General features: G+C 75.1%; 14 protein-coding genes, 2 tRNA genes and 1 pseudogene. 7 read left to right on the forward strand and 10 right to left on the reverse strand.

Annotated features, from left to right (window positions below; translation table 11 throughout):
* Positions 1-425 (forward strand): annotated as a pseudogene (locus tag Q7T67_RS04430) (hypothetical protein); the annotation flags it as partial.
* Between the two features lie 3 nt (positions 426-428).
* On the opposite strand, the gene pdxT reads toward Q7T67_RS04430, so the two are convergent.
* The 3 genes from pdxT to Q7T67_RS04445 form a co-directional block, all read right to left on the reverse strand.
* Positions 429-986, reverse strand: coding sequence for a pyridoxal 5'-phosphate synthase glutaminase subunit PdxT (gene pdxT, locus Q7T67_RS04435; protein WP_304786403.1), 558 nt, complete (start codon positions 984-986; stop codon positions 429-431).
* Positions 980-1,864, reverse strand: coding sequence for a pyridoxal 5'-phosphate synthase lyase subunit PdxS (gene pdxS, locus Q7T67_RS04440; protein ID WP_304786405.1), 885 nt, complete (start codon positions 1,862-1,864; stop codon positions 980-982). Before pdxS ends, pdxT begins: the two co-directional genes overlap by 7 nt.
* Before the next feature lie 127 nt (positions 1,865-1,991).
* On the reverse strand, positions 1,992-2,876 hold the full coding sequence (locus Q7T67_RS04445; protein WP_304786407.1) for a MurR/RpiR family transcriptional regulator: 885 nt from the start codon (positions 2,874-2,876) through the stop codon (positions 1,992-1,994).
* A 118-nt stretch (positions 2,877-2,994) separates the two neighbouring features.
* Between Q7T67_RS04445 and Q7T67_RS04450 the strand changes: the two genes are divergently transcribed.
* Positions 2,995-3,067: transfer RNA gene (locus Q7T67_RS04450), tRNA-Ile, on the forward strand.
* Positions 3,068-3,099: 32 nt separating this feature from the next.
* Here Q7T67_RS04450 and Q7T67_RS04455 read toward each other — a convergent pair.
* Positions 3,100-3,465 (reverse strand): hypothetical protein, encoded by a 366-nt coding sequence (locus tag Q7T67_RS04455; protein WP_304786409.1) that lies wholly within the window; start codon positions 3,463-3,465, stop codon positions 3,100-3,102.
* 163 nt (positions 3,466-3,628) lie between these two features.
* Entirely contained in the window at positions 3,629-4,243 is a 615-nt protein-coding gene (locus tag Q7T67_RS04460; protein WP_304786411.1) for a hypothetical protein, read from the reverse strand.
* 137 nt (positions 4,244-4,380) lie between these two features.
* Between Q7T67_RS04460 and Q7T67_RS04465 the strand changes: the two genes are divergently transcribed.
* The 3 genes from Q7T67_RS04465 to Q7T67_RS04475 all read left to right on the forward strand — a co-directional run bounded on the left by Q7T67_RS04465 (position 4,381) and on the right by Q7T67_RS04475 (position 6,862).
* Positions 4,381-5,424, forward strand: a complete 1,044-nt coding sequence (locus Q7T67_RS04465; RefSeq protein ID WP_304786414.1) for an LLM class F420-dependent oxidoreductase — start codon at positions 4,381-4,383, stop codon at positions 5,422-5,424.
* 70 nt (positions 5,425-5,494) lie between these two features.
* Positions 5,495-6,718 carry a glycosyltransferase gene (locus Q7T67_RS04470; RefSeq protein ID WP_304786416.1) on the forward strand — a complete coding sequence of 408 codons (1,224 nt, stop codon included), beginning with the start codon at positions 5,495-5,497 and terminating at the stop codon, positions 6,716-6,718.
* 72 nt (positions 6,719-6,790) lie between these two features.
* A tRNA-Asn gene (locus Q7T67_RS04475) sits at positions 6,791-6,862 on the forward strand.
* A 66-nt stretch (positions 6,863-6,928) separates the two neighbouring features.
* Here Q7T67_RS04475 and Q7T67_RS04480 read toward each other — a convergent pair.
* Complete coding sequence (locus tag Q7T67_RS04480) at positions 6,929-7,618, reverse strand: hypothetical protein (RefSeq protein ID WP_304786418.1); 690 nt, start codon at positions 7,616-7,618, stop codon at positions 6,929-6,931.
* A 72-nt stretch (positions 7,619-7,690) separates the two neighbouring features.
* Positions 7,691-8,434, reverse strand: coding sequence for a hypothetical protein (locus Q7T67_RS04485; protein WP_304786420.1), 744 nt, complete (start codon positions 8,432-8,434; stop codon positions 7,691-7,693).
* Between the two features lie 64 nt (positions 8,435-8,498).
* On the opposite strand from Q7T67_RS04485, the gene Q7T67_RS04490 reads away from it, so the two are divergent.
* The gene (locus tag Q7T67_RS04490; RefSeq protein ID WP_304786422.1) at positions 8,499-8,942 is read left to right on the forward strand and encodes a DUF1810 domain-containing protein; all 444 of its coding nucleotides are present in this window, start codon (positions 8,499-8,501) and stop codon (positions 8,940-8,942) included.
* Positions 8,943-9,104: 162 nt separating this feature from the next.
* On the opposite strand, the gene Q7T67_RS04495 is transcribed toward Q7T67_RS04490, so the two are convergent.
* Positions 9,105-9,374 (reverse strand): hypothetical protein, encoded by a 270-nt coding sequence (locus Q7T67_RS04495; RefSeq protein ID WP_304786424.1) that lies wholly within the window; start codon positions 9,372-9,374, stop codon positions 9,105-9,107.
* A gap of 294 nt (positions 9,375-9,668) precedes the next feature.
* On the opposite strand from Q7T67_RS04495, the gene Q7T67_RS04500 reads away from it, so the two are divergent.
* Positions 9,669-10,166, forward strand: coding sequence for a NucA/NucB deoxyribonuclease domain-containing protein (locus tag Q7T67_RS04500; protein WP_304786426.1), 498 nt, complete (start codon positions 9,669-9,671; stop codon positions 10,164-10,166).
* A 27-nt stretch (positions 10,167-10,193) separates the two neighbouring features.
* On the opposite strand, the gene Q7T67_RS04505 is transcribed toward Q7T67_RS04500, so the two are convergent.
* Complete coding sequence (locus Q7T67_RS04505) at positions 10,194-10,532, reverse strand: hypothetical protein (RefSeq protein WP_304786428.1); 339 nt, start codon at positions 10,530-10,532, stop codon at positions 10,194-10,196.
* Between the two features lie 74 nt (positions 10,533-10,606).
* Positions 10,607-12,583, reverse strand: coding sequence for a DNA primase (gene dnaG / locus Q7T67_RS04510; protein ID WP_304786430.1), 1,977 nt, complete (start codon positions 12,581-12,583; stop codon positions 10,607-10,609).
* Positions 12,584-12,592: the final 9 nt, after the last annotated feature.

A 12,592-nucleotide genomic window follows, 5' to 3' on the forward strand; every position in this document is an offset into this window, starting at 1 on the left:
CCGCGGACCGGGAGGCGACCACGGCGCCCGCCACCCCCGCCGACCGCGACGCGACCACGGCCGACGCCGTCGACGAGGGCGCCGGCACCGCAAGGGACGGCGACCACGACCGCGGCCCGTCGGTCGGCGCCCGCGACGAGGACGCGCCCGGCCCGCCCGCCACGACCGAGGACCGTCCGGCCTCCACGGTGGTGCCCGCGACGGTCGCGAACGGCGGCATCACCGGCGTCGGGCGGCGCGCCCTCGAGGTCCCCCTGGTCCGCCAGCTCGGCGTGCCCGCCGTCCTGCTGCTCGTCGTCCTGATCGGCGCCCTGATCGCCGCCGGGGCCTTCGCCGGCCGGGACGAGCAGAGCGTCGCCCCGGTCACCCGGCCGACGATCCCGACGGTCCCCGCGGACCCGACGGAGATCCCGCCGCTGCGCTAGGTCCTACGCCCGGACCCGCGCGACGAACGCCGCGTGGATCCGGCCGTCGTCGGTCAGCTCGGGATGGAAGGCGTAGCCCTCGACGCTGCCGCGCCGGACGCCCACCACGGCGTCGTCGACCGTGGCGAGGACCTCGACGTCGTCGTCGTGCGCCACGACCTTCGGTGCGCGGATGAAGACCCCGTGGTGCGGCGGCCCGTCGATGCCGGCCACGGCGACGTCGCCCTCGAAGGAGCGGATCTGCCGCCCGAACGCGTTGCGCTCGCAGTCGATCGGCAGCACGTCGAGGTGGGTGCGGTCCAGCAGGATGAGCCCCGCGCAGGTGGCCATCAGCGGCCGTCCCGACGCGGCGAAGGCGCGCAGCGGGTCGGCCAGGCCCTCGCGGGCGATGCCGAGCGTCATCGTGGTCGACTCCCCGCCCGGCAGCACGAGGGCGTCGAGGCCCTCGAGCCCGGCGGGCGTGCGGACCTCGCGGACCTCCGCCCCCTGGGCGCGCAGGTGGGCGGCGTGCTCGAGCACACCGCCCTGCAGCGCGAGGATGCCGACGAGCGGGGCTACCACCCGCGGCCGGCGAGGAGCTGGTCCTCGGGCAGCTTGCGCGCCTCGAGGCTGTCCATCGCGCGGCCGAGGCCGGTGGAGGCCTCGAGGACCTTGGCCGGGTCGTTGAAGTGCGTGGTCGCCATCACGACGCGCTCCGCACGGGTCTGCGGGTCCTCGGACTTGAAGATGCCCGAGCCGACGAAGACCGACTCCGCACCGAGCTGCATCATCAGCGCGGCATCGGCGGGGGTGGCGATGCCGCCGGCGGAGAACAGCGGCACCGGCAGCTTGCCGTTGGCCGCGACCCAGCGGACGAGCTCGAGCGGGGCCTGGTGGTTCTTCGCCGCGGTGGCGAGCTCGCCGCCGTCCATGCCGGCGAGGCGCTTGATGTCGCCGCGGATCGAGCGGATGTGGCGGACGGCCTCGACGACGTCGCCGGTGCCGGCCTCGCCCTTGGAGCGGATCATGCACGCGCCCTCGGCGATGCGGCGCAGCGCCTCGCCCAGGTTCGTGGCGCCGCAGACGAACGGCACCTCGAACTCCCACTTGTCGATGTGGTTGGCCTCGTCGGCCGGGGTCAGGACCTCGGACTCGTCGATGTAGTCGACCTCGAGCGCCTCGAGGATCTGCGCCTCGGCGAAGTGGCCGATGCGCGCCTTCGCCATGACCGGGATGGTGACCGCGGCCTGGATCTCGCGGATCATCTGCGGGTCGCTCATGCGGGCGACGCCGCCGTCGCGGCGGATGTCCGACGGGACGCGCTCCAGCGCCATGACGGCGGTGGCGCCGGCGGCCTCGGCGATCTTCGCCTGCTCGGCGTCGATCACGTCCATGATGACGCCCCCGCGGAGCATCTCCGCGAGACCGGTCTTCACCCGTGGAGTCGATTCGTCGCGCATGGGCACGATTCTCGCAGGAACGTGCGTTCGGACTCCTCGTCGTCCTGTCGCGCGTGGACGGGACGGGTGACGACGATCCGTCCGCAACCGCCCGGGTCGCGGGCGGAGGAGGGACCGGGTCCCGGGGCTACTTCAGGCGGTAGGCGCGGATCCGGTCCGCGCGGGCACCGTCGTTGGCGTAGATGCCCTGGGCCATGGCCTGCAGGAGCGAGAGCAGGGCGACGTGCGAGCGCACGAACGACGGGCTGTTGGAGGAGTAGAAGAGGCTGTGTTGCGCGAGCTTCGCGGCCTCGGAGAGCGTCGCGTCGGTGATCGCGATCGTCGTGGCGCGGCGGTGGCGGGCCAGCTGCAGCGAGCGGACCACGAGCGGGTGCGCCCGGCCGGCGGTGATGCCGATCAGGACCGCGTTCTCGTCCAGGCGGGCGAGGCGGGCCCGGCCCTCCTGGGCGTGGCTGGCGACGATGTCCGTCGGGATGCCCAGGAGCATCAGCAGGTGGCGGAAGTACGTGCCGAAGTAGGCGACCTGGTCGGCGGCGACGATGATGACGCGGTCCGCCTTGCCGATCTCCTCGACCGCGGCGTCCAGGACGCTGCGCGAGACGCGCCGGGCGGTCTCCTCGACGGCCAGGTGGTCCGCGGCGATCGACGCCTCCCCCGGGCTCTGGTCCAGGCCGAACAGCGGCTCGGCCTCACCGGTGCCCCCGGCGACGCCGACGCGGGCCTCGACCCGGCGGCGGTACTCGTCGCGGGCCGCGTCCTGCAGGTCCGGGAAGCCGTGGAACCCGAGCGCCTGGCTGAACCGGACGACGGTCGAGCTCGACGTGTTCGCGCGCCGGGCAAGCTCCTCCGCGGTCTGGAACGCCACCTCGTCGAGATGGTCGACGATGTACTGCGCGACGTCCTTCTGCGACCGGGAGAACTCGTCGAATCGGGACTGGATGTACTCGGTGAGCGTCTGGTGATCGACGATCGGCGCGAGTGCGGTCGTGGAAGAGGAGGCCGTGCGCTTCATGGGCGATGACCTGATTGGTTGCGGGCACCGGAACTCCTTCCCACTATGTGGCTGAGTGTGTGGCGCCACCGCGGTCCGCCGGCTCTGGCAGGCTTCCTCCCGCGTGCCTCCGGGCCGCGGGCCGGTAGCTCAATGGTCAGAGCCGCGAACTCATAATTCGTCCGATGCGGGTTCGAGTCCCGCCCGGCCCATCAGCACGAGGTACCCGCCCGGCGGGGCGGGCTCACTCCACCGCGTCGAGCTTCGCCTTCAGCGCCGTCGACGCCGCGTGCAGGTCGCGCACGACGGCCGCCAGCGGGCGGGCGTCGGCGGGCTGCTCGACGTCCTCGCCGCGGAGGCCGGCGCGGAAGCCCTTGGCGAAGCCACGCGGTCCGGCGGTCATCCGCGCGCTGACGTCGCGGAGCGCGGCCTTCAGGGTGACCCACTCCGCGCGGGCCTCCTCCTGCTCGTCCGGCGGCAGGGCCTGCCAGCGGGCCTCGAGCTCGCGGGCGGCGCGCATCCGGTCGTTCGCCGTGCGGGCGAGCTGGGCGAGTGCGAGGTAGCCGGCCATGTCGATCGAGGGTGCGGGCGCGGCGGATGCCCCGGTCACGTCCCGGCCCGGCACCCTAGTCGGGCGCGTCGGCGCTCGCCCCCGCGGACCGGCCGCCACCCGGACGGCCGCCGGCTCTCGGCCCGCCGGCCGCGAGGGCCCCGGGGACGCGAACGGCCCGCGCAGGGCGCGGGCCGTCGGGCCACCCGGGTGTGCGCGGGGGTCAGCCCGCGATGAAGGTCCCGCGCCGCTCCTCGGCGGGCGCGGTCTGCTCGTCGACCGGGCCGGCGGTGTCGCCGACGAGGCCGAGGCGCACCTTCTGGCGGCCGACCTCCTCCATGGCACGCTCGTACTCCTCGATCGAGCCCATGGGGCGCATCCAGGACGGGATCCGGTTCGGGCTCGCGGCCACGGCGGTGCGCTCGCGGCGACGGGCCCGCTTGGCGCTCGCCTGCTCCTCGACCTCGCGCCGCTCCACCAGGACGCGGTGCTCGGCGATCGCCGAGCCCATCTCGGTGGCGGTGATCAGCTCGGACTCCGCCTCGATCGACGCCTCGAGGTGGCGGGTGAGGATCTGCAGCTCGCGCTCCTTCGCCGGGCGCGACCTGCCCTTCGGCGCCTTGGTGAAGCGGTCCCACGTGCGGGCGAACTGGATGAAGGTCGTGCGGCCGCCGCGCCGGTGCGCCGAGAGCATCGGGCAGACCCCACCGTCGCTGTCGGTGTACGCGCCGACGATGATCGTGTCCTCGCGGACGCCCTGGAGCATCGCGACGCGCGTGTGCATCGGCATGCAGTCGATGGTGTGGCGAAGGTCCTGGATCAGGGTGTTGCGGGACATGACGGGGGGTGTTCCTCGGCTTCGGATCATGCGGGTCCCCTCGAATAGAGTGCGACGGGACCGCGGCGGCCGATCCAAGGTAGGACGGACGTCCATCAGAAGCAACGGCGTACGCCCTGCTGAACGGGAGATTGCAGATGAAGCTCGGGATCCAACTCGGCTACTGGGGCCTCGGCCTCACCGGCGCCGACCAGCTGGCCATCGTGCAGGAGGCCGAGCGGCTCGGCTACGACTCGGTCTTCGCGGCCGAGGCCTACGGCTCCGACAGCGTCTCGATCCTCGGGTGGATCGCCGGCCAGACGTCGACGATCAAGATCGGCTCGGCGATCATGCAGATGCCCGCCCGGTCCGCCGCGATGACCGCGATGACGGCCGCGACGCTCGACAACCTGACCGAGGGCCGGTTCATCCTCGGCCTCGGCACGTCGGGCCCGCAGGTCGCCGAGGGCTGGCACGGTCAGCGCTTCGGCAAGCAGCTCAAGCGGACCCGCGAGTACGTCGAGGTCGTCCGTCAGGCCCTGCGCCGCGAGCGCCTCGAGTACCACGGCGAGACGATCGACCTGCCGCTCCCCGACGGCCCCGGCAAGGCGCTGAAGCTCACCATCACGCCCGTGCAGGACGAGATCCCGATCTACATCGCGGCGATCGGCCCGAACAACACCCGGCTGGTCGGCGAGATCGGCGACGGCCTGCTGCCGATGATGTTCTCCCCCGAGCACGCCGACACCGCGCTCGAGTCGCTGTGGGAGGGCGTCGAGAAGGCCGGCCGGCAGCGCTCCGACGTCAAGGTCTGTCCCTCCACGACGCTCCACATCGGCGAGGACCCCGACGGCGCGGCCGAGGGCATGATGCGCGGGATGGCCGCCCTCTACGTCGGCGGCATGGGCTCGCGCGAGAAGAACTTCTACAACGCCGCCGTCTCCCGCTACGGCTTCGAGGACGCGGCGAAGGAGATCCAGGACCTCTACCTCGAGGGCAAGAAGCTCGAGGCGATGCAGGCGGTCCCGCAGGACCTGCTGCGCGGCCTGAACCTGTTCGGCACCCGGGACGAGGTCACGGAGCGCCTGCGGGTCTTCGAGCAGGCGGGCGTCGACACGATCGTCGTCACCCCCGCCACGACGACCCGCGACGGCCGCATCGCACAGCTGCGCGAGCTGGCCGCCGCCGCCGAGGCGATCTGAGCACCGGGGGCACGGGGCGCCCCGCCGCGGTGGGCGTCCCCCGCGGCAGGGTGCACGCGGAGGGGCCCGCGTGATCGTCCGGCGTCGCATCCTGCTGGGCGCGTTCGGCGACCCCGGCCACGCCTTCCCCGTGATGGCGCTCGGCCGGCGGCTGGCCGAGCGCGGCCACGAGGTCTGCGTGCAGACCTGGCTGCGCTGGAAGGTCGACGTCGAGGCCGCCGGGCTGCGGTTCGAGGCCGCCCCCGAATACCCGGTGTTCCCGCAGCTCGGGCAGGAGCCGCTGACCCCGTACGAGGCCGCGCAGCGCGCCACCCTCGACACGCTGCCCCTGGTCGACGCGTTCGCCCCGGACGTCGTGGTGGCCGACATCCTGACCCTCGGTCCCGCCCTGGCGGCCGAGCTGCGGGGCGTGCCCGTGGCGACCCTCGTCCCCCACGTCGACCCGCGGACGGAGGTCGGCTGGCCGCCGTTCGCCAGCGGCGCGCGGATCGCCCGCACGCGTCTGGGCCGCGCCGGATGGCGGCGGATGGGCCGGCTCGTGGACCGCGCGCTGGACCACGGGCGCGACGAGCTCAACGAGGTCCGCGAGCAGGTCGGTCTGCCGGCCCTGGAGCACCACCACGGCGGGATGAGCCGCGATCTCGTCCTGATCGGCTCGGTCCCGCACCTCGCCTACCCGCGCCCGACGCCGCTGTCGAACACCCACACGGTCGGGCCGTTCGTGTGGGAGCCCCCGGCCGACGACGTCCCGCTGCCGGAGGGCGACGGGCCGCTCGTCCTCGTCGCGCCGTCGACCTCGCAGGACCCCGACGGGACGCTGCTGCGCGCCGCGCTGCGGGGCCTGGCCGACGCGCCCGTGCGGGTGCTCGCCGCCCAGAACCGGGTCAGCGAGGCCGAGATCGAGCGGCTGGGCCCGATGGAGGTCCCCGACAACGCCCTGCTGGTGCCCTGGGTCTCCTACGGCCGCACGATGCCCCTGGCGGACGTGGTCGTCTGCCACGCCGGCCACGGCACCCTGCTGCGGGCCCTGTCGGCCGGCAAGCCGGTGATCGCCGTCCCGGCCACGGGCGACATGTACGAGAACGCGGCCCGCCTGGCCTGGTCCGGCGCCGGCATCCGCCTGCCGCGACGGCTCGCCGGGGCGCGGGCGCTGCGCACGGCCGTCCTCCAGGCGGTCTCGGACCCCTCCTACGCGGCCCGCGCCGCCGAGATCGCCGCGTGGGTGGCGGCGGGCGACGGCACCGATCGCGGTGCCCCGCTGGTCGAGGCCCTGGCGGCACGCGGCAAGGGCTGACCGGGCGCTCGCGGCGGACCTCGGCCGCGGCACGCCGCGCGCCCGGCGGATCGCGTACCATCCCCGTCGCGTTCCGGGGTAGCTCAATGGCAGAGCATTCGACTGTTAATCGAAGGGTTGCGGGTTCGAGTCCCGCCCCCGGAGCCTGAAGGAAGCCCAGCCGCCGCTGGGCTTCTGTCGTTCTGGGCCTCCCGCCCGAAGGCGAGGCGGTCAGTACCAGACGATCCTGAAGCGCTGGCCGGAGCAGTACCGGCGGAGCTTGATCCCCTGGACAGCGCCCGCGCCGCGGTTCTGGGAGCTGTCGACGAGGGCGACGTCCGCCCTGACCGTGGTCCGGGCCATCGCCATGGGGTACTCGTCGCGGTCCCGGCCCGGGGCCGTCGCGTACGCCGACAGGAGCCTGGACCGCCGGCCCGACGCACCCGCCCGGTTGATCGTCAGGACCCGGGGATACCCCTTCCGGATGGCCCGCTCCCAGTGCTTGCGGACGGCCGGGTACTTCGTCCTCGACAGGCCGACGTCGACGACGCGGCCGACGACCGTGCACCCCGCCGGGTCGGCCGAGCCGGGCACCACCGTCGGGGTCGGGTCGGGTGTGGGTGTCGGAGTGGTCGGCGAAGCAGGGGCCGGCTGCGGCGCGGGTGCGGGTGGCTGCGCGGGCTCGCTCGGCGCGGGAGCCGGGGCGGCCGGTCCGGCGCACGGGCACGGGAGGCTCTCGCAGTAGATGCCGTCGCCGTCGCCGTCCCGGGTGTTCGCCGCGGCCTGGGCGGCCGCCTGGGTCGCGAACTGCGCGCAGGTGGCCGCCTGGGCCGGCTCCGTGCCGTGGGGCAGCCCGCCGACCGCGAGCGCGAGCGCCGCCAGCGCGGCGAGGAGTAGTCGGAAGAGGCGCACGCGGGACACGGCGCCGAACGTACCCGGATCGGCACTGTTCGCCACGAAGTCTCAACGTTCGTTGCCGGCCCGACGCAGGTGTCACTCCCCCTCGCAGGCCCGACCGTCCCCGTCCGGGTCGTGCGCCGGGTCCGAGCCCGGGGCCACGCGGAACTCCCGGCCGATCGACGCGCAGTCGATGCCGAGGTACTCGTTCGGCGAGACGAGCTGGGTCGACGGGCGGGGCTCGGACGGCTCCAGGGCGGCCCGGGCCCGCGCGATCGCGGCGCGCGAGCGGGTGCTGCTCATCACGGCGTCCGCGCGGCGGGCGAGCCGCAGCGCGGCGGCGGGGTCGACGGCCTGTGCACGGTCCGCCTGCTCGAGCAGGCGCGTCGCACGCTCTCCGGCGGCCGTCGCCGCCGGCAGCGTCGCCCGCGATGCCCGACAGACCCCGGGAGTCGCCCACCGGTAGGAGGCGTAGGCGCCGACGGTCCGGGTCCGGGCCGCGGCGACCGCCCGGTCCCGCGCCGAGCGGGCGTCGCGGGCGCAGGCCGCCCGCCGCACCCGGGCGTCGGCGGGGTCGACCGTCCCGTCGGGTCGCAGCCGCACCCGCTCGGTCGTGAAGGCGGTGCGCGGCACGTCGCACCGGGCGCCCCCGGCATCCGGGCGCAGGTCGCCCTGGAGCGCGCGACAGGCGTCCGCCCGTGCGTCCCCTCCCCCCGACCCACCGGTGCCCGACAGCAGGACGACGGCGACGAGGACCAGGACGATCGCCGCGCCGGCGACCGCGACGCGGGGCCCCGGGCGACCGGGGACGGAGGACGATCTGGACGATGGGCGACGCACTGCGACGGCGCACGGTAGCGCGACCTGGTGTTTCGCCCCGGCCCGCACCGGACACCGTGGATCCATGAGCACCGACACCGATCCCTTCGACCTCGAGCGCTTCGTCGAGGCGCAGGACGCCGGCGACACCTACGGCGCGGCGGTGGCCGAGCTGTCGCGCGGGCGCAAGACCAGCCACTGGATGTGGTTCGTCTTCCCGCAGGTCGCAGGCCTGGGCAGCAGCCCGACCGCACGGCGCTTCGCGATCTCAGGGCTGGAGGAGGCCCGCGCCTACCTGCGCCACCCGGTGCTCGGACCGCGACTGCGCGAGAGCGTCGACGCGCTGCTGGCCGTCACCGGGGCGTCGGCCGAGGAGGTCCTCGGCGGGATCGATGCGCTCAAGCTGCGCTCCTCGATGACCCTGTTCCTACGCGCCGCGCCGGACGAGGAGCGGTTCTCGGACGTCCTGCACCGCCACTACGGCGGCCGCACCGACGACGCGACGGACGAGCAGCTGCGCGGGACCTGAGGCCCCGGGCCGCGGAGGCGTCCCCGCCGCCCGCGGTGCAGACCGTCGGTCGACTCCCGATCGACGGTCGGGAGTCGACCGACGGCCGGGTGCCGATCGACGGTCGGGGAGGCCGGGGAGCGCCGCGGGCGCCTTCCGGGACCTCGGCCGCCGCCGACGGCGCTACTGGCCGCCGACGCGCGACTGGACCTGGCCGAGCATCGCCCGTCCCTGGCTCGTCAGCTGCCAGACCCCGAGATCCGACGACGGACCACTGGCCAGGCCGTGGGCGTCGAGCCAGGTCAGGGCCTCGGAGCCGCGGCCGGGAGCGTCGGCGCCGGACAGGTCGTCCGACAGGTCGACGACGAGGCGGTCGTGCCGGCGTGGCCGCTCGGCCACCATCGCGAGGGCGCGACAGTGGTCGTCGGTGAGTGCGGCGATGGTGGTGGTCATCGGCGGTCGGTTCCCTCTCGTCGCAGGTCGTCCGGACCGCCGGCGCACCCCGTGGCACGCAGGTCGGAGGACTCGATCGGGAGTCTGCCGGGCCGATCGGCGGGAACCCCTGGACAGGCGGACAATCTGCGGACCGCGGGACCCGCCCCGCGTGCGCATCCGGGCTCCGGGGCCACGCACCGCTCCCCGGCGACGGCACGCCCCTGGGCCCGCGACGGACCCGCATCGAGGCCGACGCCGCGGCCGGGGTCTGCCGGCCGGGGTCCCGCCGACCCCGGCTCTACCCTGCCCGGCGTGCCCCGCGCCCTCCGCCCCCTGCTCGCGCTGCTGCTGGCCGCCGTGGTCGCGCTGGTCGTGCTCGTGGCGGGCGGCCCCGCGGGCCCCGGTCCTGCGACCCGCATGGAGGCGGACACCGGCTCCCGGCCCTCGACCCGCACCGCGGCGGACCCCGTGGGGTGCCGGCGGACCGACCGCGTCGTCGACGTCGGGCTGTCGAGCACGAGGTACCCGCTCGTCCGCGAGCACTGGGACCGGGCGATCGCTGCCGGCCGGCCGCGCGTGCTGACGCTCCGGCGCGAAGGCGCGTCGCGGCGACGCTCCCGGCTGCTGGCCGGCGTGCCCACGCGGCCGGGCGAGGACCGCGACGAGTACCCGCCCGCCGCCGCCCGCGCAACCGTCGACGCGGACGTCGCCTACGTCGACGCACGGCAGAACCGCGGCGCTGGATCCGTCCAGGGGCTGAAGCTGCGCCGGTACTGCTCCGGCCAGCGGTTCCGCTTCGTCTGGTACTGACACCGGGGCCGCGGACGCGGACCGCTCTCAGCCCCCGCGGGGGTCCTCGACGAGCGGCAGGTCCTCGAGCGCCAGGCGGTGCTCGAGGTACTCGTCGGTGATCGGCGCCCACCGGTCGGGGTGCGGCAGCTCCTCCGTGGGCACGTCGAGCAGGCTGCCGAGCGCGTCGATCCACGCGGCGCCGTCCGCGACCGGCACGACGTGGAGCATCTGCAGCTCGAGGGCGACGTTGTGGACCTCGACCTGCAGACGTGGGCGACCCTCGCCGACGCCGGGCCGCAGGTTCGTCACCAGGTGCAGGCCGTGCTCCTGCGCCACGGGCTCGAACCGCGCCGCGCTCTCGATGATGTCGCCCCAGGCGGTCATGCGTGCGGCCGTGGCTGTGTGCCGGTCATCACTCCCGACAGTGTGGCGCACGGGACGCCGGTCCGGCAACCCGCTCACGCCGTGCGGCGCGGACCCTTCCAGATCTCGCCGGCACCGACGTCGATCCGCTTCTCGAGCTCCATGCGACGCAGGACGAGGTGGCTGGGGTTGCCGCCCTCCTGCAGGGTGCGTCCGGAGCGCAGCTGCTCGCGGACGACGCTCAGCTCGAGCTCCAGACCCCGCAGCTCGGCGGCCGCGGTCGACGGGTGCTCGACGGCCCGGGCCTTGTCGAGGACGAGGTCGAGCATCCGCCGGGTGGAGTCGTCCGGCGAGCTCGGCCGGTCCGCGCCGGAGCGCAGGGCCTCGCGCAGCGCGACCGCCGTGCTGCGGTGGACGTCGCGGCCCATCTGCGTGTCGATGCGGTGGTCGTCGAGCAGCCCCGCGGCCTCGGGGCCGGCCGCCCAGCACTCCGCCAGGAACGACAGCTCGGCCCGGGCGACGGCGTCCGACCCGCCGACGGCCGGCCGCACCGGCCTCGGGGCCGGGACCTGGGGCCGCGGAGGGCCCGCGGACCACGATCCGCCGGATCCGCCGGAGCCCGGTCGGCCGCCCTGGTCCGACCGTCCGCCGCCGCCCGGTCGCCCGGCCTGGTCGCCGGGGGCCCCACCGTTCGGCCGCCCGCCCCGGGCCGCACCGCCGGGCGCCCCGCCGGGGCGGCGGGCGTCCGTCCGCGTCGGTGGTGCCGGCGCCGCGTTGTCCAGGAAGGCCTGAAGGGCCGTGGGGTCCAGACGCAGGCGACCGGCCGCGTGCTGCATCAGCTCCATGTGCAGGACCCCGGGGGGCTGCTGGGCGAAGACCGGCCGCAGCTGTTCGATCGCGCGGTCCTTGCCCTCCGACGTGCTCAGGTCGGACTGGTCGAGGACGTGCCCGACGTGGAAGCGGCCGAGCGCCATCGGCTCGGCGAACGCCCGGGTCAGCGCCTCGGGGCCGCGCTTGAGCAGCAGGTCCGCGGGGTCCATCCCGTCGGGCACCAGGACCACGCGCAGCTTGAGCCCGGAGCCCGCGGCGAGCTGCGCGGCCCGGAGCATCGCCTCGCGCCCGGCCCGGTCCGCGTCGAGCGCCAGGATCACCGACGGTGCCAGCTTGCCGAGCGCGACGATCTGCTCGGGCGTCAGCGCGGTGCCCATCAGGCCGACCGCGTTGGTCAGGCCCGCCTGGTGCAGCGCGATGACGTCGGTGTAGCCCTCGCAGAGGATGACCTCCCCCGTGCGGGCGGCCTGCTTGCGGGCGATGTGCGCCGCGAAGAGGTGGCGGCCCTTGCGGTAGACGACCCCGTCGGACGAGTTGATGTACTTCGGCTTCTGCTCCGGGTCCAGGGCCCGACCGCCGAACCCCAGGATGCGCCCGCGGCGGTCCGACAGGGGGAACATGATCCGCCGGCGGAAGCGGTCGTAGAGGTCGTCCCGTCCGTCGCGGCCGCGCTGCACGGCGCCGGCGGCCAGGAGCTCGTCGACCGCGTAGCCGGCCGCGAGCGAGCCCTGCAGGACCGGGTTGCCCCGTCGCGGCGAGTAGCCGACCCGGAACGCCCGCAGCAGGTCCGGGTCCAGCCCGCGGCGCTGCAGCTCGCGGCGGGCGTCCGCGCCCTCCTGCGACTCCCAGAGCTGCCGCTCGTAGTAGCGCGACGTGCGGTCCAGCAGCTCGAGCAGCCGCTTCTCCCTCGCGCGCCGGGCGGCCGTCTCGGGGTCCTCCTCGGGCGTCTTGAGCTGGATCCCCGCACGGTCGGCCAGCAGCTCGACCGCGCCGGCGAAGTCGACGCCCTCGGTGAGCTCGACCCACTTGAAGACGTTGCCGCCCTCACCGCAGCCGAAGCAGTGGAAGAGCTTGTCGTCCGGCTTGATCGACATGGACGGCGTGCGCTCGTCGTGGAAGGGACAGAGGCACATGTAGCTGCCCACCCCGGCCCGCTGCAGCTCGCAGCGCTGCTCCACGAGCGCCGCGAAGTCGGTGGCGTCGCGGACGCGGTCGATGTCCTCCTCGGCGATGCGCGCCACCGGGTGCCG

The sequence above is a fragment of the Patulibacter sp. genome (assembly GCF_030655195.1).
GTDB lineage: Bacteria > Actinomycetota > Thermoleophilia > Solirubrobacterales > Solirubrobacteraceae > Patulibacter.

Coding starts and splice junctions, on each gene's coding strand:
- pdxS (WP_304786405.1), bottom strand. CDS start 1,864: ATGCGCGACGAATCGACTCCACGGGTGAAGACCGGTCTCGCGGAGATG.
- Q7T67_RS04445 (WP_304786407.1), bottom strand. CDS start 2,876: ATGAAGCGCACGGCCTCCTCTTCCACGACCGCACTCGCGCCGATCGTC.
- Q7T67_RS04460 (WP_304786411.1), bottom strand. CDS start 4,243: ATGTCCCGCAACACCCTGATCCAGGACCTTCGCCACACCATCGACTGC.
- Q7T67_RS04465 (WP_304786414.1), top strand. CDS start 4,381: ATGAAGCTCGGGATCCAACTCGGCTACTGGGGCCTCGGCCTCACCGGC.
- Q7T67_RS04490 (WP_304786422.1), top strand. CDS start 8,499: ATGAGCACCGACACCGATCCCTTCGACCTCGAGCGCTTCGTCGAGGCG.
- Q7T67_RS04495 (WP_304786424.1), bottom strand. CDS start 9,374: ATGACCACCACCATCGCCGCACTCACCGACGACCACTGTCGCGCCCTC.
- Q7T67_RS04505 (WP_304786428.1), bottom strand. CDS start 10,532: ATGACCGCCTGGGGCGACATCATCGAGAGCGCGGCGCGGTTCGAGCCC.